Origin of the sequence: Micromonospora sp. WMMC241 (assembly GCF_027460165.1) — a bacterium.
GTDB classification, from domain to species: Bacteria; Actinomycetota; Actinomycetes; order Mycobacteriales; family Micromonosporaceae; genus Micromonospora; species Micromonospora humi.
Genome location: NZ_JAPZBF010000001.1, coordinates 6,065,068 through 6,086,870 on the forward strand (window position 1 = coordinate 6,065,068; position 21,803 = coordinate 6,086,870).

The window sequence follows — 21,803 nt, forward strand, 5'->3', positions numbered from 1 at the left end:
GCGATGAGGGCGATCGTGTACGAGCGCAGCGGGGACGCCTCGGTGCTCCAGCTGGTGGAGCGGCCGGTGCCGGAGCCGGGGCCCGGCGAGGTGCTGGTGCGGATGGCCGTCTCGGGGGTGAACCCGACGGACTGGAAGGCCCGGGAGGCGTGGCCGCTGCCGGCCGGCTGGCAGATCCCGCACCAGGACGGCGCCGGGGTGGTCGAGGCGGTCGGCGAGGGCGTCGACCGGATCCTGATCGGCGAGCGGGTCTGGGTGTGGGAGGCGGCGTGGCAGCGTCCCTGGGGCACGGCCACCGAGTACACCGTGGTCCCGGTCCGGCACGCGGTGCCGCTGGGTTCGGCCTCGTTCGACCTGGGCGCGGCGCTGGGCATCCCGTTCATGACGGCGCACCGCTGCCTGACCGCCGGCGAGTTCATGCCGGACAAGCTGCACGCCGGCGCGTTGAGCGACCACGTGGTGCTGGTGCAGGGCGGGGCGGGCGCGGTCGGCAACGCGGCGATCCAGCTCGCCCGCTGGGCCGACGCCTGTGTGATCACCACGGTGAGCACGCCGGAGAAGGCGCAGCTCGCCGCCGCGGCCGGAGCCGACTTCGTGATCAACTATCGCGAGCAGGACGTGGTGGAGGAGGTCCGCAAGGTCGCGCCCGACGGGGTGCACACGATCGTCGAGGTCTCCGCCGCCCGTAACGCCGCCGCCGACGTGCAGATCCTGCGGACCGGCGGCGCGGTCTGCGTCTACGCCGACGACGGCGGCGACGAGGTGACGTTGCCGATCCGGCCGTTGATGGGCCCGAACGCGCGCTGGCAGTTCGTGCTCGTCTACACCGCGCCGAAGGTGGCCAAGGCGCAGGCGGTCACCGACATCGCGGCGGCGGTGGCGCAGGGTGCGATCCGGGTCGGCGAGGAGGCCGGCCTGCCGCTGCACCGCCACCCGCTGGCCGAGACGGCGACGGCGCAGCAGGCGGTGCGGGACGGCGCGGTGGGCAAGGTGCTCGTCAGCACCGCCGACGAGTAGGCGATTTCCCCGACATCAGGACAGAGGCGAACAAGTTTCGCAACAATGACGGTGCGGGTCACCCCGTAACGGACGGGCGGCCCCGGCGCGGTGCGAACGCCGGGGCCGCCCTCTGGGAGGAATGTCCGTTGGAAACATGCTCCTACCCGTGTTGGCGACGGTACGCCGGAAAGTGTTACGGCGCGGTCAGTTCCCGCACCTCAAGGCCGCCGTCGGCGTAGCGGGAACGCACCACCTTCTTGTCGAACTTGCCGACGCTGGTCTTCGGCACCGCGTCGATGAACGCCCAGCGTTCCGGCAACTGCCACCGGGCCACCGAGCCGGCCAGGAAGTCCCGCAGCTCCTCGGCGGTCACCGAGGCGCCCTCGCGGACCACCACGGTCGCCAGCGGCCGCTCGTCCCACCGCTCGTCCGGCACGCCCACCACGCACGCCTCCAGCACCGCCGGATGGGCCATCAGGGCGTTCTCCAGCTCGACCGAGGAGATCCACTCGCCGCCCGACTTGATCACGTCCTTGGCGCGGTCGGTGAGGGTGATGTAGCCGTCCGGCGAGAGCGTGCCGACGTCCCCGGTCCGCAGCCAGCCGTCGCGGAACTTCTCGGGGTCCGGGACGTCGTCGCCGACGTACCGGGCGGTCACCCACGGCCCGCGGACCTCCAGCTCACCCACGGACGTCCCGTCGGCGGGCAGCGGCTCACCCAGCGGGCCGACGATCCGCGCGGCCACCCCGGCCGGGACGCGACCCTGGGTGTAGCGGTAGCGCCAGGCGTCGTCGCCGGTGGCGCCGGCCGGGGCGCGGGACACCGAGCCGAGCGGGGACATCTCGGTCATCCCCCAGGCGTGGATGACGTCGATGTCGTGCCGGTCGTGGAACGCGTGCATCAGCGCCGGCGGGCAGGCCGAACCGCCGACGATCACCTCGGTCAACGAGGAGGTGTCCACGTCGTGGCCGTCCAGGTAGGCCAGCAGGTCGGTCCAGATGGTCGGCACCGCGCCGGCCAGCGTGGGCCGCTCGGCGGCGATCATCGCGGCGATCGGCTCGGCCTGGAGGAAGCGGTCCGGCATGATCAGCGAGGCACCGGAGAGGAACGCCGCGTAGGGCAGGCCCCAGGACATCGCGTGGAACATCGGCACGATGGCCAGCTCCCGGTCGCCCGGGCCGAGGCCGAAGCCCTCCGGCATGCAGACCTGGAGCGAGTGCAGATAGATCGAGCGGTGCGAGTAGGCCACACCCTTGGGGTTGCCGGTGGTCCCGGAGGTGTAGCAGAGCGCCGCCGCGTCCCGCTCGTCCACCTCCGGCCAGTCGAAGACGTCCGGCCGGTCGGCCAGCAGCGCGTCCCAGTGGTGCACGGTGATCCGGTCGCCGGCCGCCGCCACCAGCGGAGCCGGGTCGCCGCCGCCGACCACCACCACGTGCCGCACCGTGGACAGCTCGCCGATCACCCGGGCGAGCAGCGGGACGAGCGTGCCGTCGACCAGCACCACCCGGTCCTCGGCGTGGTTGGCGATGTAGGCGACCTGGTCGGGGAAGAGCCGGAGGTTGAGCGTGTGCAGCACCGCGCCCATGCTCGGCACGGCGAAGTAGGCCACCAGGTGCTCGTTGTTGTTCCACATGAAGGTGGCGACCCGCTCGTCGCCGGTCACGCCGCACTCGTCGCGCAGCGCGTGCGCCAGCCGGGCGGCGGCGCGGCCCACCTCCGCGTACGTCATCCGGCGGGGTTCGGCGCCGGTCCAGGTGACCACCTCCGCCGCGCCGTGCACGGTGGAGCCGTGTTCGAGGATCCGGGAGACCTGGAGAGGGGCGTCCATCATCGTGCTACGCATGGGTAACAACGTAGTGTCGCCGTTCACACGAACGGAACCCCCGGAACGGCCGAGGCGGCCGGGAATGCTGCGTAGATTGTCCGGGTGAGCATCTCGTGGGCCGACTCGTACGTCGGGCAGCTCCGCGCGCTGGCCGGTGACCGCACCCTGATGTTCGTCGGCGCCCGAGCCGTGGTGCGCGACAACGCCGCCCGGGTGCTGCTGATCCAACGTTCCGACAACGGCCAGTGGGCCCTGCCGGCCGGTGCCATGGAGCTGGGCGAGTCGATCGCCGACTGCGCGGTGCGGGAGGTCCGCGAGGAGACCGGCCTGCGCGCGCTGCGGGTCAGCGCGTTCGCGCTCTACACCGGCCCGGACCGCACCCACACCAACATGTACGGGCACACCTACCAGGTCTTCACCACCGCGTTCCGGGTCGACGAGTGGGACGGCGAGCTGTCCCGGTTCACCGACGAGACCACCGACGCCGGGTTCTTCCACCCGGAGGAGTTCCCCACCCCGCTCTCGTCCAGCGTGCACGAGACGCTCGCCGACCTGGCCGTCTTCGAGCAGACCAACCGCCTGATCCTGAAGTGACGGTCGCGCTCGCGGCGGCGTGTCGCGACGCTCGGCGAGTCGCGACGCGAAGAAGGATTCCCGGAAAACCCGTATGCCCCTGAGGCATATTTATGCCTCAGCGGCATACCGCTCTCGACCGCATGTTTCCCGAGCGCCCGCCGGCTGCCGGGGCCCGCACGAGCAGAGCCCTCGGGGCCGGAGACGCACCGTGCGTCAGAGCATCGTCTGCGACTTCGCCTCCATCTCGGCGGCGGCCTCGTCCTTCGACTCCTTGGGCAACGGCTTGCCACCCGGGGCGGCGGCCTTCCCGCCCAACGGGTCGGCGCCGCCGGTGGCGCCCTGCGGGCCGGCGCCCCGCAGCTGGTGGTTCGGCATGGCCAGGGTGACCAGCACCGCCAGCACCGCGACCAGTCCGGTGGTCAGGAAGACCAGGTGCAGCGACTCGACGAACGAGGCCTGGATGGCGGCGCGCACCGGCCCGGGCAGGGCGAGGATCGTCGCCGGGTCGTTGATCGAGATGTTCTCCGTGCCGCCGGCCGCCACCGCCGCCCGCTGCTGCGGCGGGAGTTGGGCGAGCGCGCCGGGCAGCCGGTCCGCCAGCGCGGAGCTGAGCCGCGTGGACAGCACCGCGCCGAGGATCGCCACCCCGAACGAGCCGCCCAGCGACCGGAAGAACGTGGCCGAGGAGGTGCCGGCGCCCAGGTCGCGGACGTCCACCGCGTTCTGCACGGCCAGGATCAGCGACTGCATGCACAGGCCCAGCCCGACGCCGATCACCACCATGTAGCCGAACGCGAGCCAGAGCGACGTCTCCACCTGGAGCTGGCGGAACAGCAGCATGCCGGTCACCAGCACCGCCGAGCCCACCACCGGGAACCACTTGTACCGGCCGATCCGACTCATCGCGCGGCCGGTCAGGATCGACGTGACGATGATGCCGGCCATCATCGGCAGCATCAGCAGACCGCTGCGGGTCGGCGACGCGCCCTTGACGATCTGCAGGTAGAGCGGGATGAAGATGATCGACCCGAACATCACCAGGCCGAGCACGAAGCCGGCGGAGTTGGCAAGCGCGAACGTGCGGCTGCGGAACAGCCGCAGCGGCAGGATCGGCTCCCGGGTCCGGGCCTCCTGGAACAGGAACGCCACCCCCAGCGCCGCGCCGGCCACGAACAACCCGACGATCACCGCCGAGCCCCAGGCGTACGAGTTGCCGCCCCAGCTCAGCGCCAGCAGCAGGCAGCTCACGCCGGCCACCAGCAGCGCGGCGCCGATCCAGTCGACAGTGTGCTCGCGACGCTGGAACGGCACCAACCGCATGACGTGCCAGCACACCACGATGGCGAGGATCGCCAGCGGCACGTTGATATAGAAGATCCACCGCCAGTTGGTCTCCGCGAAGTAGCCGCCGACCAGCGGGCCGGCCACCGACGACAGGCCGAACACCGCACCGAACAGGCCCTGGTAGCGGCCTCGCTCCCGAGGCGGCACCACGTCCGAGATGATGACGAACGCCAGCGTCATCAGGCCACCCGCGCCGAGGCCCTGCACGCCTCGGGTGACGATCAGCTGGGTCATGTCCTGCGAGAGCCCGGCCAGCAGCGAGCCGAGCAGGAACGCGCCGATCGAGAAGAGGAAGACCGGCCGGCGCCCGTACAGGTCGGCCATCTTGCCGTACAGCGGCGTCGACGCGGTCGACGCCAACAGGTACGCGGTGACCACCCAGGAGTAGTGGTCGATGCCGCCCAGCTCGCCGACGATGGTGGGCAGCGCGGTGCCGACGATGGTCTGGTCGAGCGCGGCCAGCAGCATGCCGGTCATCAGACCGAACATCAGCAGGCGGATCTGGCGGGCGGGCAGGGCGGGACGGGCGGTCTGGGCGGTCATCCCGCTTCCTATCCCACCGGGGGCGGATCATGCCCCCGGTGGGACCTCGAGTTTTCAGCGCGCGCTGTGCCGGCCCTCGGCGAACTCCTCCACGATCTTGGCGCAGAACGCCGGCAGGTCGTCCGGCTTGCGGCTGCTGACCAGCCCGTTGTCGGTGACGACCTCCTGGTCCACCCAGTTGGCGCCGGCGTTGGTGAGGTCGGTGCGCAGGCTCGGCCAGGAGGTGATCGTGCGGCCGCGCACCACGTCCGCCTCGACCAGAGTCCACGGGCCGTGACAGATCACCCCGACCGGCTTGCCGGCGTCGAAGAACGACTTCACGAACCGGACCGCGTCCGGGTCGGTCCGCAGGAAGTCCGGGTTCGCCACGCCGCCGGGCAGGACCAGAGCGTCGTACGCTCCGGCGTCCGCCTCCTTGGTGGTGACGTCGACCTGGTACTGCTTGCCGTGGTCCAGGTGGTTGAACGCCTGGATCGAGCCGGACTCGATGGAGACCAGCTCCACCTGGGCGCCGGCGTTCTCCACCGCCTCGCGAGGCTTGGTGTACTCGACCTCCTCGACGCCGTCGGCGGCCAGGAAGGCGATCCGCTTGCCCTGAAGTGTCGCTGCCATGCTGCTTCTCCTCTCCGAGGTGTGTCTGGACGGTTCCCCCGGCCGATGCCCCGAAACCGGACGCGCCGGGTGGCCCCCGTCGCAGCCGGCCGCCGGGCGGCCAGGTTTGGCCGGTCGGCGCCGGGGGACCCGGAGGGGCATGGCAGGAGCAGCGGCGGAAGAGCGCCGGCTGGCCACCGTGGTGGCGAGCTGGCAGGAGCGTCCCGTGCTGGTCGTCGGCGACGCCATGCTGGACGAGTGGCGGTTCGCCGAGTCGGAGCGCCTCTGCCGGGAGGCCCCCGCGCCGGTTCTCACCCTGCGCCGCCGGATCTCCGCCGCCGGGGGCGCCGCGAACACCGCGGTCAACGTGGCCGCGCTCGGCGGCCGGGCCGCCCTGGTCGCCCCGGTCGGCGCCGACGTCGCCGGCGACGAGCTGCACGACTGCCTGGACCGGGCGGCGGTCTGGGACCGTACGGTGAGCCAGCCCGGCCGGCCCACCCCGGTCAAGCGACGGATGCTCGCCGGCAACCAGATCCTGCTCCGGGAGGACTCCGGCGGCCCGGAGGACGCGCTCGAGGACGACGGGGTGGCCCGCCTGCTGACCGCGCTGCACTGCGCCACCGAGGAGCTGCGCGCGGTGGCCGCCGGGGCGCCGATCACGCTCGTGGTCTGCGACTACGGCCTGGGCGCGCTGCCCTCGACCGTACGCGCCTGGCTGGTCGCCAACCGGGACCGGTACGGCACGGTGGCGCTGGACGCGCACGACCTGGCCGACTGGCGCGGCCTGAACCCGACCGTGGTGACCCCCAGCTTCGCCGAGGCGACCCGGCTGCTGGCCCGCGCCGCCGCCGGCTTCGCCCAGGCCGAACGGGGTGCCGTCCGTGGCGGCGGTGACCTGCACCTGGACCATCCGGCGGAGGCCGACGGCCCGTCCGAGCTGGTGGTCGGCGCCGCGCCCGGCGGGGCCGGCGAACGCCCCACCGGTGAGGTCGCCGGGCGCTCCGCGGCGTCCGGGCCGACCGGCGAGCCGACACCCGGCGAGGAGCGGGTGGCGTTGACCGGGAACGGCCTCAGCGTCACCGGCACCGGGGTGACCGTGAGCGCGTCGGCCGGCGAGGGTGTGGACCGGGCCGTGCTGGCCGAGTCGCGCCTGTCCGAGCTGCGCGCGCACACCGGCGCGGACGTGGTGGCGGTGACCCTGGACACCGAGGGCGCGGTGGTCGGCGGCGCCGACGGCTCACCCCGACGCAGCCACAGCACCCCGGTCCCGGCCAGCCACGCCGTCGGCGCCGGTGACGCGTACCTGGCGGCGATGACGCTGGCGCTCGCCGCCGAGGCGGGCCTGCCGACCGCGGCGCAGCTCGCCCAGCTCGCCGCCACCATCACCGTGGCCGACACCGGCACCTGCGTGTGCCGGCGGGAGGACCTGCTCGCCGCGCTGGGCACCGCCGGCGAGGAGGCCGGGCATCCGGCCCTGGTCGGCGCGGAGGAGCTGACCGCGCTCGTCGCCGAGCACCGCGCGGCGGGCCGGTCGGTGGTGTTCACCAACGGCTGCTTCGACGTGCTGCACCCGGGGCACGTCCGCTACCTGACCCAGGCCCGCGCGCTCGGGGACCTGCTGATCGTGGCGGTCAACTCGGACGGCAGCGTACGGCGACTCAAGGGTCCGGACCGGCCGGTCAACCCGGTCGAGGACCGGACCGCGCTGCTGGCGGCGCTGGCCTGCGTCGACCACGTGGTGATCTTCGAGGAGGACTCGCCGGCCCGGCTGATCGAGGCGGTCCGGCCGGACGTCTACGTCAAGGGCGGCGACTACCCGCCGGAGATGGTGCCGGAGGCGCCGCTGGTACGCCGCCTCGGCGGCCAGGTACGCACGCTCGGCTACGTGCCGGACCGCTCCACCTCGGCGATCATCGACCGCATCCGCGCCCAGTCGCACCAGCACAACCCCACCGTCGGCGAGAGCAGGCCCGCGTGACCCGACCGCTCGACCCGGGCACGCCCGAGCAGTTCCGCCACCGGAGGCGGGTCGACGTGCTGATCCCCACCCGCAACCGGCCGGCCGAGCTGGCGGTCACCCTTTCCGGGCTGGCCGCCCAGGAGGGCGTGCCCGGGTTCGGGGTGGTGGTCAGCGACCAGTCCGACGGCGACCCCGCGTACGCGCACCCGGCCGCGGCCACCATGGTCCGGGCCCTGCGCCACCGCGGGCACCCGGTGCTGCTGACCCGGCGGCTGCCCCGGCGCGGGCTGGCCGAGCACCGTTCCTACCTGCTGGCGCAGTCGACCGCCGACGCGGTGCTCTGCCTCGACGACGACGTGTGGCTGGAGCCGGGCAGCCTGTCCCGGCTGGTCGGCGCGTTGGACGAGCTGGGTTGCGGGTTCGTCGGCAACGCGGTGCACGGCCTCTCCTACGCCGACGACGTGCGCCCGGACACCCACCGGCACTACGAGGAGTGGGCGGGCCGCCCGGAGCCGGAGCGGATCCGCCCGGGCACGCCGGAGTGGCACCGGGCGTCGATCCACCCGGCGGCGAACCTGCTGCACGTCACCGAGAAGCTGGCGCTGCCGGCGGGCGCCTGGCGGGCGTACAAGATCTCCTGGATCGGTGGCTGCGTGCTCTACGACCGGGCCAAGCTGGTCGACGCCGGCGGTTTCGACTTCTGGGAGCGGCTGCCCGAGCGGCACCAGGGCGAGGACGTGGCCGCCCAGCTCGCGGTGCTGGAGCGCCACGGCGGCGCCGGCGTCCTGCCCAGCGGGGCCTACCACCTGGAGTCGCCGACCACGGTCACCGAACGCGACGTGGAGGCGTGGGAGGTCGTGCTCAACGAGTCGAACGCGGAGGTGTGAGCAGCTCGCGGGCCGCCTCGACGACCTCGACGGCCGGCACGTCGGCCACGAACGACACCCGGTGCGGGCAGTCGCCGTCGCCCGGCCGGTGCGGGTAGATCCCGGGCGTGCAGTCGACGCCGCAGACCGGGCACCGGGTGGTCCAGGAGGCGATCGGGCGGTGCCGGCCGCGCAGCGGGGACGCCCCGTTGATCAGGTTACCGACCCAGAAGATCCCCACCGTGGGTGCGCCTACCGCGGCGGCCAGGTGCAGCGGCCCGGTGTCGTTGGAGACCACCAGCGCGCAGTCCGCGTACGCGGCCGCGAGCGCGCCGAGACCCAGCGTGCCGACCTGCGGGCGGACCGGCACGCCGGCCGCCGCGACCACCGCGTCGACCGTCTCCCGCTCCACGGGCGTACCGGTCACCAGCACCTCGTACCCGTCGGCGGTCAACGCCCGGGCGACCTCGGCGAAGCTCTCCGCCGGCCAGCGCCGCCGGGTGTCGGTGGCGCCCGGGTGCAGCGCCACCCGGGGCCGGGTGGCCGGGCCGAGCACCGCGACGGCCTCGGCCCGGTCGGCGTCGGTGACCGCCAGCGCCGGGGTGATGGTGGTGGCCGGCGCCCCGACCAGGGCGGCCACCTCCAGGTAACGGATCACCTCGTGCTGGTAGTAGACGTAGCGCAGCCAGCGGTCGAGCGGCGGCGCGTCGCCGGCCCGCAGCCCGGCGGTGACCCGGGCGCCGAGGCCTGCGACGAACGGGTTGGAGTTGGCGCCGCCGCCGTGCACCTGCACCGCCAGGTCGAACCGTTCCGCGCGGGCGGCGGCCAGGAAGCCGGCCGGGTCGACCGGGGACTCGTCGGGCCCGGGTTCGCGGATGCCGGGCCCCGGCGGCACCACCAGCACCCGGTCCACCGGGCCGGGCCGGTCGCGCCAGAGCGCCGCGTGCCACGGCGCGCCGAGCAGCACGATCTCCGCCGACGGGTACGCGGCCCGCAACGCCTCCAGTGCGGGCAGCACGAAGATGAAGTCGCCGAGCGCGTTGGCCCGCAGCACGGCGATCCGCCCGACGTCCGGCACCCGCTCACCGACCGGGCCGAGCACCGACGACGGCTCCACGTCGCGGCGCGGCGACACACGCGCCGAACTGGAGTCTTCGAACGGGTCGGCCACGGCGCGCCTAGGGACGGTCGATCTCGTCGACGGTGGTGTCCGGGTGGTGCAGCTCCCGGTCCGCGGCCGGGTCGGCCTGGCTCGGCGTACGACCGGCGGCCACGTGCGGGCCGGTGCGGCCGACGGTAATGGTGCGCGGCGCGGGCCGGGCCGCCCGGGGCAGCCGCACCCGGAGCAGGCCGTGGTCCATCACCGCGTCGATCCGCTCCGGGTCGACGCGCGACGGCAGGTCGACGCGGTATTCGAAGCCGCGGGTGGTGAATCCGCCCGGGATGCCCTGGTCGGCGTTGACCTCGGCCTCCGACCGGGCCCGGACGCACAGCTCCCGGTCGTCCAGCTCGACGGCCACCTCCTCCGGTGCCACACCGGGGAGCCGGACCGTCACCTCCCAGCCGTCGGCCACCTCGGACGTCTCCACGTCGGGGGTGCCGGAGCGACCGCCGACCAGGCGGCTCAGCTCGGAGCGCAGGGCCTGCAGCTCGCCCATCGGGTCCCAACCCTGCTGGCGACCGAGCCAGCTCCGCTGTTCCGTCATCGCACGTCTCCGATCCGCTGGTTGGCCGGGCCGGGTCGCAGCGAGCTGGACGCATTGAGGTCGTGCTCCGGGTCGACGCCGACGCCGAGCCGGTCCACCAGTTCGCCGCCGAGCCAGGCGCTGATCCCGAGGATCGCCACGGCGACCACCTCGATGGCGATCAGGGCGCCACCGGCCGCCCGCGAGTCGGCGTTGAGCCGGACCACCCAGACGGCGGCGAAGAGCAGGATCACCGCGATGTTCGCGGCGGCGTGGAGGAGCCCGACCCGCTTGGCCCGGGTGCCGGTCGGCAGCGCGAGCAGGTCGAACGCGCCGGCCACGGCGGCCAGCAGGCCACCGATCAGACCGACGGTGATGTTCCAGTAGGCGACCTCGCCGAGGAAGTCCGGCCCACCCACGGTGTCGACCACATCGAAGATCACCGCGGTCACCAGGAGCGCCACCGGGAACATCACCAGCATCGGATGCACGGGATGGCCGAGCACCTTCAGTCGGCTCTCCATCTCGACCTCCAACCGTCGCGTCCGGACACGCGCTGTGATCCGGTCCCTACCCGTCGACGTCGGGGGCAAACCCGGCGTCCGACATGCTCCTAGACTGACCATGGCGGATTCCGACCCGTCGCGGGCCGGAACCGTCGTCAAGGTCAACGGACGGGGGAGGCAGACGTGACGACGCAGGAGATCACCAGCCCGGAGGAACTACGCGACCTGCTGGGCGAGCCGATGGGCCGGGCACTGGCGAAGGAACGCCGCACCCTGCACCAGCGCGACCGGGAGTGGCTGGCCGCCTCACCGTTCTGCCTGGTCGCCACCGCCGGCGCGGACGGCACGTGCGACGTCTCCCCCAAGGGCGACCCGCCCGGCTTCGCGCTGGTGCTCGACGACACCACCATCGCCCTGCCGGAGCGGCCCGGCAACCGGCGCGCCGACGGCTACCGCAACATCCTGGCGAACCCGCACGTCGGGCTGATCTTCCTGATCCCCGGCCGCACCGACACGCTGCGGATCAACGGCCGGGCCCGGCTGGTCCGCGACGCGCCCTGGTTCGCCGACATGGAGGTCAAGGGCCACCAGCCGGTGCTCGCCGTCGAGGTGGCCGTCGAGCAGATCTTCTACCACTGCGCGAAGGCGTTCCTCCGCTCCGAGCTGTGGCGGCCGGAGACCTGGGAGCCGGAGGCGCTGCCGTCCCGGCCCCGCCTGGTCAAGGAGGTCGAGGCGCCCGCCGAGAGCCTGGCCGACCTGGAACGGCACTACGGCCCCGACTACGCGAAGAAGCTCTACGTCTGACCGGCGGCCGGTTAGGCCGGATCCGCCGGGGTACGGATCCGGTGTAGACGACGGGACGACAAGGAGTGGTCATGACCAGGAAGGTCGAGAAGTCCATCGACGTCGACGTGCCGGTCAGCACCGCCTACAACCAGTGGACCCAGTTCGAGGACTTCCCGCGGTTCATGGGCGGTGTGCGGGAGGTGCGGCAGCTCGACGACCGGCGGATGCACTGGGTCGCCGAGATCGCCGGCGTGCAGCGCGAGTGGGACGCCACCATCGTCGAGCAGGTGCCGGACCGGTCGGTGGCGTGGGCGGCCACCGGCGGCAAGGCGAACGCCGGCATGGTCCGGTTCGCGCCGATCGACGCCGGCCACACCCAGGTCCAGCTCCTTCTGGAGTACGAGCCGGAGGGCCTCGTCGAGCAGGCCGGCGAGAAGCTGCACCTGGTGGACCGGCAGGCGGAATCCGACCTGGAGCGGTTCAAGGAGTTCATCGAGGGCCAGCAGGTCGAGTCGGGCGGCTGGCGCGGCACCATCGCCCCCGGCGGCATGCTCGAGCCTTCCGCCGAGGTCGACCCGGCAGAGCCGGCGGCCCGACACCGCGCGGACACCGACGAGGAACCGCCGCCGCCGGAGACCGAACCGGAGTACGCGCCGACCGACACGTACCCGCCCCGATAGACCTTCTTCCGCCCTGCCGGAGTGGGCCCGGGGGGCCGGCCGATTCGGTCGCGCCCGCCGGGCTCCCTTCGTTACTTGCTGTAGTAGAAGTCGGCTGCCTCGGCCGCGCCCGACGGTTTGCTGATCTTCATGGCCGTCCCGTGCCCGCTCAACGTGGTGACCAGCGCCAGCTTCGGCCCCTCGCTCGGGGTCAACGTCACCGAGATCGAGGTGACCCAGCCCCGCGCGTCGGTCTCGACCGTGAACGGTGACGGCGGCATACCCAGCGAGATGATGCCCGGCGCGCCGACCGGGAGGAACGGCTTCGCGTCCTTGCCGTTCGGGTCGAAACGCCCGGTGTACGTGCGCGGGCCGGTCCGGTCGGCCGAGACGATCGACGTGGCGAACGCCTTCAGCCCGGTCGGGTCGGCCCAGTCGAAGCGCAGGAACGGGTCATCGCGGCGGATCCGCTTCAGGTCGACGTGCACCCACTGCTCGCCGGCCGACTCGCGCGACCAGCTGTCGGTGCCGATCACGATCCGGCTCCCCTTCTGCGGATCCTTGCCGCCGGTGATCGAGACGGTCGCCCGGGACCTCCGCGCCTTCGGCTCCAGCGCGCCCTCGCCCCTGACCTTCTTCCCCTCGGGCATGCCGCCGCGCACCGCATACCGGTGGGGGACGCCCTGGGACCGCCGCAGCGCCTCGACCAGCTCGGCCCGGACGTCGACGGTCGGCGTGGGTATGGGTGTGGCACTGCCGGGCGGCGGACCCTCGAACCGGGCCGAGGCGGGCTCGACCGGGTCGGTGCAGCCGGCAGCCAGCGTGAGGACGACGGTCATGGCCACAACGGACGACAGTCTGCGACGAGTCATGGTGCGCGTTCCCCCGAACGCCGGCCGCGCGCCCGGCGGCCGACCACGGCACGATAGCGGAACCGGCGGGGCGGCCGGTGCCCCGCGAGAACGGTCAGCGGCAGTCGACCTCGTGCAGGGCGGGCCAGACCGGCTGACCGACGTCGCCGTGCAGGATCAGGCTGCCGCCGTCGTCGCTCCACCTCAGCTCGTACGCGTGGTCGGTGATCGGTGTCCCGCCGTCGTCGGCGGTCCACGTGCTCACCTGCCATCCGATCCCGGTCGCCGGGACGGCGTACACCTCCCCACCGCCGGCGAAGAGGAACGACGTCTGCCGGGCCACCGCCCGGCAGCCGTCCGGTCCGCTCGGCTCCAGCACCCGGTACGTGGCGGAAAGGTCGTCCAGCAGGCCGAGTCCGGTCCCCAGCCAGGCGAGGACGGTCAGCAGCACCAGCACACGGCGCGTCCGCGCGCTCCGGCCCACGTCGTCCGGCACGCGCGCCCACCGGTTCGCGCGGTGCCAGAGCGGTGTGATCACCAGCGGTGCGAACAGCAGGGCGCCGCTCACCAACCATGTGGGGACGACCTGGCCGGCGACCACCAGCACCATGCCGCCCCACGAGCCGACGACGACGAGTAGCGCGAGCAGGACGCAGGCCGCGGTGACGGGGACGGGCCGCCCACCCGTCTCCCCCGTCATCCACAGCATGCTAGGGCACCTGCGACAGTCGGGGAGTGGACGAGGAGCCTGGGGTGATCGAGAGGCTGTTGCGGCGGGCCAGGTCGGACGACGGCGGCGGTGCGTCGGATGTGCCACCCTGACCGGATGGCGGAGCGGTCCACCTCACCACGACCGGCGGCGTCCGCATCGCAGCCGGCCAACCCGAACCAGTTGGCGATCGGGCAGTCGGCGGTGGTCGGCGCGACGGCCGCACTGTTTCTGCGCGGGGTCACCGAGGGTCCGTGGGTGCTGCTCGGGGTCTTCGTCGGGCTGCACGTCCTGCTGCTCGCCGGCGCGGCGGCGCTGCTGGCCCTGACCTACCTGCTCGGCACGCTCACTCGCCACGGCTCACGGTTGACCGAGAGCCCCGGGCTCCGCTGCGCCTGGACGCTGATCGTCTGGGCCGCCGGAACCGCGCTCGTCGCCTACGGCAAGGCGGCCCTCGGCCAGTTCGGCTTCGAACCCGACAGACATCCCGAGGCCGGGCACTGGCTGCTCGGGCTGGCGGTGACGCTCGTGGTGGGCCTGCTCAGCCGGGGTCCACGCGTACGAGCCGGGTCGGGAGTGTTGATCGCACTCTTCGTCCTGACCACCGCCGCGCAACGGGCCGCCACCTGACTCACGCCGTCACCATCCACAGGTGACCGTCCGGGTCGGCGAACGTGGCGGTGTAGCCCCACGGCTGCCCGGCTGGCGGCGTCACCACGCGGGCACCCGCGGCTCGGGCCCGGTCGACGATCCGCCGGACCTCGTCCGGATCTCCGGCGACCCAGCTCAGCACGCACTCGCTGTGGCCCCGCTCGGCGACCTCGTGGTCGCCGATCACCCAACCGAAGCCCCCGCTCGGCACCAGCATCAGCCGCAGGCCGTCGTTCACGGCGAACTGGAGCGGCTCCGGAATCCCGTCCGCCGCCGGTTCACCGACGGCCGTCCAGCCGAGGGCGTCGACGTAGAAGCGGTGTGACGTCACACGGTCGGCGATCGGCAGGCTGACGGTCACGGTCGGATCGGCCATGGTGGCAACTCCAGGTCTGCGCGGAGAGGAACGGTCATCGAGGTGGACCACGCGACCGGTCCGAACTCATCGGTCCCTCCCCCGACGCCCGCCGGTCAATCGAGACCCGGTGCGAAGCCGACCTGCCAACCCGCCACGGTGAAGCTGTCGGCGACGACCGTGACGGTCACCCGTTTCCCGGTCCGGACCGGCACCTTGAACCGGGGCGGCAGGTCGTATTCGGAGGCCAACGCGCCTCCTGTCCCGCACTCGCCGGACCAGTCGTAGAACGCCCGCCGCTCCACCTCCTTCCCGTCGACCAGCACGCGGATCCGGCCGGGCGCCACGGCGCAGACGTAGATGTTCAACTGCAGCGGCATGGCCAGGTCGAGCCGGTACGAGCCGTTCGGCGACGCGGCGGTGCGGGCGTCGATCGCACCGAGTTCGTTCGGGAAGGGCTCACCAGGATTCCCCGTCGCCGACTCGGCGACGGTGTCCAGATCAACCAGTTCGGGGGGCCGGGGCGGCATCGGGAACTGCTCGAACGGCACCGGGGTGTAGACGCCGACCCCCAGCGCGCCGGCGAGGTGGGTCGCGGCGCCCGGCCGGGCATCCGCGTTGTCGGTCGCCACCGGCTTGCCGATCCTGACCACGATCGTCACCGGCTTCCCCGCACGGATTCCCAGTTCACTCCACTGGGCGTAGTGTCCGTTCATCCCGGCGTCGACGAGCGCCGGCCCCGGCAGCATCGACGAGCCGCAGTCTCCGGTGCCGACGACCTTCCTGCCGACCGCGACCTGGATCAGGTGGTCGGATCGGCCGGGCACCGCCCCCGCACGCAGCCGGTCGTCGCAGTTGATGCCCAGCCGGAAGTCCGTGGCGTCCGGCGTGAACGTCAGGGTGACCGTCGACTGCCCCGGCAGGACCACCTCGCGCGCCAGCACCCGACGATGCCCGCGTAGGTACTCCGGGAGCAGCTCGCCGGCGGGCGTGGGCGCCGGACCCGGCGTGACGGTCGGGGCCGGCGACGCCGAGGATGTGCTGGCCGGCGGCGACGGCGTCGAGTCGGCGGGCTGACGCGCGACCAGACCCACCGAGGTCGCGCTGCTCGCCAGCACCACGGCGGCGGCGACGCCGGCGGCGCGTACCCGCCGTTGCCGGGTGATGCGACGGTGCAGCACCACCAGACGGTCCTCGCCGGACGGAACCTCCGCGCTCTGCGCCGTCAGGAGACGGCGCAGGCGCTCCTCTTCGACGGTCATCGGATGAGCTCCTTCTCGTCCCGGCGGTCGGCAAGCGCGGGGTGCGCGCGCAGCTTCGCCAGGCCCTTGCTGGCCTGGCTCTTGACGGTGCCGACGCTGATGCCGAGCGTCTCGGCGATCTGCGCCTCGGTGAGATCCTCGAAGTAGCGGAGCACGAGGACCGCCCGCTGCCGCCGGGGAAGCTCCGCGAGCATCCGCCACAACGCGTCCCGCTCGACGTACTGCGTGACCCGGTCGGCCGCCTCGACGCGCTCGGGCACCGCCTGCGGGATTTCTCCGGTCCAGCGACGGCGGCGCCAGGAGAGGTAGGTGTTGACGATGGTCCGACGGACGTACGCCTCGGCGTCTCCGCGCACCCGGGGCCACGCGAACCAGACCTTGACCAGGGCGGTCTGCAGCAGATCCTCGGCCGCCGCCCAGTCGCCGGTGAGCAGATAGGCGACGCGCAGCAACCGGGGCGATCGGTCGACCACGAACTGGTCGTACTCGGTGCGGTCGGCCAACCGTCCTCCTCCGTCGGGCCTGCACCTCATCTACGTGTCGACCCGGCGTGATGGTTGCCCAGACGGACCCGACATCCTTGGGATACTCGTGCGGCCGACCTGGCGGCCTGCTCGATCTCCGCTCGGTAGGGCTGCACGGGCTTCCTCGTCGATCTGCTGCTCATTCTCGGCGCGCACCCCGGTCCGGCTGTCGAGACCCTCGCGCAGGATGTCGGCGTGCCCGGCATACCGGATGGACTCGCCGAGGACATGGACCATGATGGCGAACAGGTTCGTGTTCGGATAAGGCTCGGACCACCACGGCACGTGACGTGGAGCGTCGAGGGAAAGCTCGTTGATCGTCGCGTCCGAGTGTTCCCACGTGCGCCGGTAGAACCCGATGACCTGATCGCGGGTCTCGTCCTCGGTCGCCCAGAAACCGTTGCCGTCGGAGTCCTCCCACCCGGGCAGCGGTTCCGGGGATGGGCGGTCGAAGACCGGCGCACGTCATACTCGGACAAGCCGTCGAGTTTTCAGAGCAGCGCCTCGCGGCCGGGCGACGGAGTCGGGACGGGACGCGGTCCCGCCGCAGTCTCCCGTGCAGGTTGGCTTCGCGAAGTCGTCGTTCATGCGGCACAAGCCTGCCAGGGACGACTCGGTCGGCGCAGGATGGGGACATTTGCCGACCGGCACGTCCGGGGGCGGTGTCATGGACCTTGGGAAATGCAGAAGCCCAGGCCGATGACCTGGGCTTCTGTACCGAGCCGCCTGACGGAATCGAACCGTCGACCTACGCATTACGAGATCAAGTTGCCCACCATCGTTCACCTGGTCGAACCCTGGCCGGCCTGCGAGAACGCCTCTCGGCATCTCTCAGTGCCCGCGGCCGGCGCTCGACCTCTTGAGGACTGGATGAGGACCGAGGCAGGCTCCGCGCAGGGCGTCGGCTATTGGGCCTGTCAGTCGTCCTCGGCTGGCCCCTCGATGTCCCGCCAGTGCAGATGGTTCATGACTCGTTGGGCATCGTTGTGCCCTGCGTGGGACCGCCTGGCCCTCGGGGGATGCTGAGCCCGCTTGCGCTCGGTGGTTGCATTTCGAATCCATTGAGGACTGGCGTGGCTTCGGTCGGGCATGCTGGTTGGTGGATGGGATGAGGAGGGCGTCGTGGCTGGTGCGGGGAAGTTGGCGGCCGGGTCGGGTGCGGCGTTTGCTGTGGGGACGGTGGCCGGGGTGGTGGGGAACAACCTCGGTGAGGGCCCGTGGTTCTGGGTGGGGTTTGTGGTGCTTGCGGTGCTCGGGTCAGGGTTGTCGGCGTGGTTGACCTACCGTGGCGCGACCGTGGGCGCGAGGGCTGGTGTTGTGCACACCGGTGACAACAGGATCGGCAGGGTGTCGGGGGGTGGGGCCGGGCCGACGATCGGCGTCAGCTATGGCGATGTTCGTGGCGGCGGCGGTGACCGGGGAGTGTGATGGTGTGTTCGGTCGTGGGGTGCCGGAGCGGATCGGTTCGGTGCTGGGTGGGGGTTCCGGGCCGACGGTCGGGGTGAATTATGGGACGGTTGCGGGCACGATCCTGGCAGGCAATGCGACGGGTTTGGCGGATGTGGTTCTTGATCCGTCGTTGATTCCGCTTGAGCTTGGGCTGACGGTCGGTGATGAGCCGGTGGGCGGGTTCACCGGCCGCGGGTGGCTGGTGGAGAAGATCGACGAACTCATCGCGAAGGTCGCTGACCGCCGGGTTGGTGGTTACGTGTTGGTGGAGGCGGAGGCGGGGCTGGGGAAGAGCGCGTTGGCGACGTATTTGGCGTTTTCGCCGACGCGGCGTTGGCCGGCGCACTTCTCTCGTCAGTCGATCAGTCCGGAAGCTGCGCGCGCGAACCTCGCCGCCCAGATCACCTACGCATACCCGCTGACGGACTCTGTGGATGGGTCGGCGGGGCTTCCGGGCAACTACACCGATCCGGCGTGGTTCGCTCAGCAGCTGATGACGATTCAGGCGCGGCGGCGTGCGCGTGGGGAGATGTCGCCGTTGGTGGTCCTGATCGATGGGTTGGACGAGGCGCCCGCCCCGTCGGCGGGTGAGGTCGCGTTCGGCCTGCCTCGGATGCTGCCGCCGGGTGTGGTGGTGGTGGCCACGACCCGTCCGGGGCATCCGCTGCCAGCGGAAGCGAGGGTGGAGCGCATCGATGTCACCGGACAGGCGAACCTCGACGATCTACGGGAGTACATCACCTTCCGTGCGCGCAGCGACCGCGTGTTGGCGGCCCGGCTCGCTGTGGGCAACGTCGCCCCGGAGGCGTTCACGAGAGGTCTGCTCGCGGCTGCCGGCGGGGTGTGGATTTATGCGCTGTCGGTGATCGATCAGGTCTGCGACGGTGACCTGCCCGTTGACCGTCTCGATGCGCTACCGGCGGGGTTGGCCGGGTATTACAGCGAGAACCTGCGGCGGATACGGGAGCGGGACCCAGGCCGGTGGGACGCTGTGGTGCTGCCGGTTCTGGGCACGCTGGCAGCGGTCACCGAACTGTTGACGAGTGCCGCGCTCGCCGATTGGGCCGGGGATCTGCCTCTGGGGCAGGTGCAGGACGTCCTAGACGGCCCGTTACGGCCGTTCCTGGCCCACACCAGGGGTGATCCTGGGGCGGAGGATCCGACTGGTTGGTACCGGCTGCGGCACCAGAGTCTGCGGGACTTCTTGACCGGACGCGAGACCAGCCACCAGGACGACACGGTGGTGCAGCTCTCGGCGCGCTGCGCTCAGGCAACCCGGCAAGCCCACCGTAGGATCCTGGCCCGGCTCACCCCCGCTGCGGATGAGGCGGGCGTCCGACGGTGGGAAGACGCCGGCAGCTACGCCGCGCACCATCTGACCAACCACGCCGCCGCGGCGGGAGAACTCGACCGGCTGGCCCTGGACCCCGGCTACCTTCTGTGGATTGCACTGCCACCGCTACTGCGCATCAGGAAGATCGTCACCGATCCGCAAGCCCGCCAGGCCATCGCCGCACGAGAGCTAACGGGCGACATCAGCGCCCTGACCGCTGATGAGCAGCTGCGCTGGCTACATGTCTGGGCGGTGAAGTGCCGCAGCACCGCCCTCGCCGCCGCCTGTGCGGCCCAGCTTCCCCCCGGCGCTCCACGCGCTGACCGCGCGATCTGGCGAGGAGTAGCCCACACTGAACTCCACGGCCACACCGGCGAGATCAACGCGGTGGGGACCTGGAGCCGCCCCGACGGCACCACCCTGCTCGTCACCGCCGGCGACGACAACGTCGTGCGGCTGTGGGACCCCGACACCCTGCAACCCGCCGGCGAACTCCACAGCCACACCGGCGAGATCAACGCGGTGGGCACCTGGAGCCGCCCCGACGGCACCACCCTGCTCGTCACCGCCGGCGGCGACAACGTCGTGCGGCTGTGGGACCCCGACACCCTGCAACCCGCCGGCGAACTCCACAGCCACACCAGCGGGCTCGGGCGTGGGATCAGGGCGGTGGGGACCTGGAGCCGCCCCGACGGCACCACCCTGCTCGTCACCGCCGGCGACGACAACGTCGTGCGGCTGTGGGACCCCGACACCCTGCAACCCGCCGGCGAACTTTACGGCCACACCAGCGGGCTCCTGGGCGGGATCAGGGCGGTGGGGACCTGGATGCGCCCCGACGGCACCACCCTGCTCGTCACCGCCGGCGGCGACCGCGTCGTGCGGCTGTGGGACCCCGACACCCTGCAACCCGCCGGCGAACTCCACAGCCACACCGGCGGGATCAACGCGGTGGGGACCTGGAGCCGCGACGGCATCACCCTGCTCGTCACCGCCGGCGACGACAACGTCGTGCGGCTGTGGGACCCCGACACCCTGCAACCCGCCGGCGAACTCCACGGCCACACCAGCGGGCTCCTGGGCGGGATCAGGGCGGTGGGGACCTGGATGCGCCCCGACGGCATCACCCTGCTCGTCACCGCCGGCGGCGACCGCGTCGTGCGGCTGTGGGACCCCGGCACCCTGCAACCCGCCGGCGAACTCCACGGCCACACCAGCGGGGGCTGGGGCGGGATCGGGGCGGTGGGGACCTGGATGCGCCCCGACGGCACCACCCTGCTCGTCACCGCCGGCGACGACAACGTCGTGCGGCTGTGGGACCCCGACACCCTGCAACCCGCCGGCGAACTCCACAGCCACACCGGCGAGATCAACGCGGTGGGCACCTGGAGCCGCCCCGACGGCACCACCCTGCTCGTCACCGCCGGCGGCGACAACGTCGTGCGGCTGTGGGACCCCGACACCCTGCAACCCGCCGGCGAACTCCACAGCCACACCAGCGGGATCAACGCGGTGGGGACCTGGAGCCGCCCCGACGGCACCACCCTGCTCGTCACCGCCGGCGACGACAACGTCGTGCGGCTGTGGGACCCCGACACCCTGCAACCCGCCGGCGAACTCCACGGCCACACCAGCGGGCTCGGGCGTGGGATCAGGGCAGTGGGCACCTGGATGCGCCCCGACGGCACCACCCTGCTCGTCACCGCCGGCGACGACAACGTCGTGCGGCTGTGGGACCCCGACACCCTGCAACCCGCCGGCGAACTCCACAGCCACACCGGCGGGATCAACGCGGTGGGCACCTGGATGCGCCCCGACGGCACCACCCTGCTCGTCACCGCCGGCGAGGACCGCGTCGTGCGGCTGTGGGACCCCGACACCCTGCAACCCGCCGGCGAACTCCACGGCCACACCAGCGGGGGCTGGCGTGGGATCAGGGCGGTGGGGACCTGGATGCGCCCCGACGGCATCACCCTGCTCGTCACCGCCGGCGGCGACAACGTCGTGCGGCTGTGGGACCCCGACACCCTGCAACCCGCCGGCGAACTCCACGGCCACACCAGCGGGCTCCTGGGCGGGATCAGGGCGGTGGGGACCTGGATGCGCCCCGACGGCACCACCCTGCTCGTCACCGCCGGCGACGACAACGTCGTGCGGCTGTGGGACCCCGACACCCTGCAACCCGCCGGCGAACTCCACGGCCACACCAGCGGGATCAACGCGGTGGGCACCTGGAGCCGCCCCGACGGAACCACCCTGCTCGTCACCGCCGGGGACGATGCGTGTGTCCTGACCTGGAAGACCACCTGCAACGAACGTTGAGCCAGGT

The 21,803-nt window shown here is 72.4% G+C and carries 19 protein-coding genes and 1 pseudogene; 8 read left to right on the plus strand and 12 right to left on the minus strand.

The genetic code is table 11. From position 1 onward, the window contains the following. Positions 1–3: 3 nt before the first annotated feature. Entirely contained in the window at positions 4–1,017 is a 1,014-nt protein-coding gene (locus tag O7598_RS27505) for an NADPH:quinone reductase (RefSeq protein ID WP_269694129.1), read from the plus strand. A gap of 175 nt (positions 1,018–1,192) precedes the next feature. On the opposite strand, the gene O7598_RS27510 is transcribed toward O7598_RS27505, so the two are convergent. Further along, entirely contained in the window at positions 1,193–2,842 is a 1,650-nt protein-coding gene (locus O7598_RS27510; RefSeq protein WP_269694130.1) for a long-chain fatty acid--CoA ligase, read from the minus strand. Positions 2,843–2,926: 84 nt separating this feature from the next. On the opposite strand from O7598_RS27510, the gene O7598_RS27515 reads away from it, so the two are divergent. Further along, positions 2,927–3,418, plus strand: coding sequence for an NUDIX domain-containing protein (locus O7598_RS27515; protein WP_269694131.1), 492 nt, complete (start codon positions 2,927–2,929; stop codon positions 3,416–3,418). 195 nt (positions 3,419–3,613) lie between these two features. Here O7598_RS27515 and O7598_RS27520 read toward each other — a convergent pair whose 3' ends face one another. Both O7598_RS27520 and O7598_RS27525 read right to left on the minus strand, forming a co-directional pair. Continuing rightward, complete coding sequence (locus O7598_RS27520; protein WP_269694132.1) at positions 3,614–5,287, minus strand: MDR family MFS transporter; 1,674 nt, start codon at positions 5,285–5,287, stop codon at positions 3,614–3,616. 54 nt (positions 5,288–5,341) lie between these two features. Then, entirely contained in the window at positions 5,342–5,899 is a 558-nt protein-coding gene (locus tag O7598_RS27525; RefSeq protein WP_269694133.1) for a type 1 glutamine amidotransferase domain-containing protein, read from the minus strand. 139 nt (positions 5,900–6,038) lie between these two features. On the opposite strand from O7598_RS27525, the gene rfaE2 reads away from it, so the two are divergent. Further along, on the plus strand, positions 6,039–7,856 hold the full coding sequence (gene rfaE2 / locus O7598_RS27530) for a D-glycero-beta-D-manno-heptose 1-phosphate adenylyltransferase (RefSeq protein WP_269694134.1): 1,818 nt from the start codon (positions 6,039–6,041) through the stop codon (positions 7,854–7,856). Next, positions 7,853–8,725: a glycosyltransferase gene (locus O7598_RS27535; protein ID WP_269694135.1), complete on the plus strand. Its 873-nt coding sequence runs from the start codon at positions 7,853–7,855 to the stop codon at positions 8,723–8,725. Before rfaE2 ends, O7598_RS27535 begins: the two co-directional genes overlap by 4 nt. On the opposite strand, the gene O7598_RS27540 is transcribed toward O7598_RS27535, so the two are convergent. The 3 genes from O7598_RS27540 to O7598_RS27550 all read right to left on the minus strand — a co-directional run bounded on the left by O7598_RS27540 (position 8,700) and on the right by O7598_RS27550 (position 10,913). Then, positions 8,700–9,821, minus strand: a complete 1,122-nt coding sequence (locus O7598_RS27540; protein ID WP_269694996.1) for a glycosyltransferase family 9 protein — start codon at positions 9,819–9,821, stop codon at positions 8,700–8,702. The genes O7598_RS27535 and O7598_RS27540 overlap by 26 nt on opposite strands. A 61-nt stretch (positions 9,822–9,882) precedes the next feature. Next, the gene (locus O7598_RS27545) at positions 9,883–10,410 is read right to left on the minus strand and encodes an Hsp20/alpha crystallin family protein (RefSeq protein ID WP_269694136.1); all 528 of its coding nucleotides are present in this window, start codon (positions 10,408–10,410) and stop codon (positions 9,883–9,885) included. Further along, a complete protein-coding gene (locus O7598_RS27550; RefSeq protein ID WP_091063178.1) occupies positions 10,407–10,913 on the minus strand; it encodes a DUF2231 domain-containing protein in 507 nt (168 codons plus the stop codon). Before O7598_RS27550 ends, O7598_RS27545 begins: the two co-directional genes overlap by 4 nt. Before the next feature lie 165 nt (positions 10,914–11,078). Between O7598_RS27550 and O7598_RS27555 the strand changes: the two genes are divergently transcribed. Together O7598_RS27555 and O7598_RS27560 are read left to right on the plus strand one after the other, a co-directional pair. Beyond that, complete coding sequence (locus O7598_RS27555; RefSeq protein ID WP_269694137.1) at positions 11,079–11,699, plus strand: pyridoxamine 5'-phosphate oxidase family protein; 621 nt, start codon at positions 11,079–11,081, stop codon at positions 11,697–11,699. 71 nt (positions 11,700–11,770) lie between these two features. Next, positions 11,771–12,217: pseudogene (locus tag O7598_RS27560) on the plus strand (SRPBCC family protein); the annotation flags it as partial. Positions 12,218–12,432: 215 nt separating this feature from the next. Here O7598_RS27560 and O7598_RS27565 read toward each other — a convergent pair. Further along, complete coding sequence (locus tag O7598_RS27565) at positions 12,433–13,179, minus strand: hypothetical protein (RefSeq protein ID WP_269694138.1); 747 nt, start codon at positions 13,177–13,179, stop codon at positions 12,433–12,435. Between the two features lie 127 nt (positions 13,180–13,306). Further along, the gene (locus O7598_RS27570; protein ID WP_269694139.1) at positions 13,307–13,891 is read right to left on the minus strand and encodes a hypothetical protein; all 585 of its coding nucleotides are present in this window, start codon (positions 13,889–13,891) and stop codon (positions 13,307–13,309) included. A gap of 126 nt (positions 13,892–14,017) precedes the next feature. Here O7598_RS27570 and O7598_RS27575 point away from each other — a divergent pair, with 126 nt between their 5' ends. After that, positions 14,018–14,530, plus strand: a complete 513-nt coding sequence (locus O7598_RS27575) for a hypothetical protein (RefSeq protein ID WP_269694140.1) — start codon at positions 14,018–14,020, stop codon at positions 14,528–14,530. Position 14,531: 1 nt separating this feature from the next. Here the strand turns inward: O7598_RS27575 and O7598_RS27580 are convergent, their stop codons facing one another. The 4 genes from O7598_RS27580 to O7598_RS27595 form a co-directional block, all read right to left on the minus strand. Beyond that, positions 14,532–14,927: a VOC family protein gene (locus O7598_RS27580; protein WP_269694141.1), complete on the minus strand. Its 396-nt coding sequence runs from the start codon at positions 14,925–14,927 to the stop codon at positions 14,532–14,534. A 95-nt stretch (positions 14,928–15,022) separates the two neighbouring features. Next, positions 15,023–16,168, minus strand: a complete 1,146-nt coding sequence (locus O7598_RS27585) for a hypothetical protein (RefSeq protein ID WP_269694142.1) — start codon at positions 16,166–16,168, stop codon at positions 15,023–15,025. Further along, positions 16,165–16,671 carry a SigE family RNA polymerase sigma factor gene (locus tag O7598_RS27590; RefSeq protein WP_269694143.1) on the minus strand — a complete coding sequence of 169 codons (507 nt, stop codon included), beginning with the start codon at positions 16,669–16,671 and terminating at the stop codon, positions 16,165–16,167. The genes O7598_RS27585 and O7598_RS27590 overlap by 4 nt, the downstream gene beginning before the upstream one ends. Before the next feature lie 30 nt (positions 16,672–16,701). Then, positions 16,702–17,121, minus strand: coding sequence for a mycothiol transferase (locus O7598_RS27595; protein ID WP_332367412.1), 420 nt, complete (start codon positions 17,119–17,121; stop codon positions 16,702–16,704). A 958-nt stretch (positions 17,122–18,079) separates the two neighbouring features. Here O7598_RS27595 and O7598_RS27600 point away from each other — a divergent pair. Then, a complete protein-coding gene (locus O7598_RS27600; protein ID WP_269694144.1) occupies positions 18,080–21,796 on the plus strand; it encodes a hypothetical protein in 3,717 nt (1,238 codons plus the stop codon). Positions 21,797–21,803: the final 7 nt, after the last annotated feature.

Coding starts and splice junctions, on each gene's coding strand:
- O7598_RS27565 (WP_269694138.1), bottom strand. CDS start 13,179: ATGACCGTCGTCCTCACGCTGGCTGCCGGCTGCACCGACCCGGTCGAG.
- O7598_RS27545 (WP_269694136.1), bottom strand. CDS start 10,410: ATGACGGAACAGCGGAGCTGGCTCGGTCGCCAGCAGGGTTGGGACCCG.
- O7598_RS27585 (WP_269694142.1), bottom strand. CDS start 16,168: ATGACCGTCGAAGAGGAGCGCCTGCGCCGTCTCCTGACGGCGCAGAGC.
- O7598_RS27550 (WP_091063178.1), bottom strand. CDS start 10,913: ATGGAGAGCCGACTGAAGGTGCTCGGCCATCCCGTGCATCCGATGCTG.
- O7598_RS27575 (WP_269694140.1), top strand. CDS start 14,018: ATGGCGGAGCGGTCCACCTCACCACGACCGGCGGCGTCCGCATCGCAG.
- O7598_RS27520 (WP_269694132.1), bottom strand. CDS start 5,287: ATGACCGCCCAGACCGCCCGTCCCGCCCTGCCCGCCCGCCAGATCCGC.
- O7598_RS27580 (WP_269694141.1), bottom strand. CDS start 14,927: ATGGCCGATCCGACCGTGACCGTCAGCCTGCCGATCGCCGACCGTGTG.
- O7598_RS27505 (WP_269694129.1), top strand. CDS start 4: ATGAGGGCGATCGTGTACGAGCGCAGCGGGGACGCCTCGGTGCTCCAG.
- O7598_RS27570 (WP_269694139.1), bottom strand. CDS start 13,891: ATGACGGGGGAGACGGGTGGGCGGCCCGTCCCCGTCACCGCGGCCTGC.
- O7598_RS27600 (WP_269694144.1), top strand. CDS start 18,080: ATGGCGATGTTCGTGGCGGCGGCGGTGACCGGGGAGTGTGATGGTGTG.
- O7598_RS27510 (WP_269694130.1), bottom strand. CDS start 2,842: ATGCGTAGCACGATGATGGACGCCCCTCTCCAGGTCTCCCGGATCCTC.
- rfaE2 (WP_269694134.1), top strand. CDS start 6,039: ATGGCAGGAGCAGCGGCGGAAGAGCGCCGGCTGGCCACCGTGGTGGCG.
- O7598_RS27525 (WP_269694133.1), bottom strand. CDS start 5,899: ATGGCAGCGACACTTCAGGGCAAGCGGATCGCCTTCCTGGCCGCCGAC.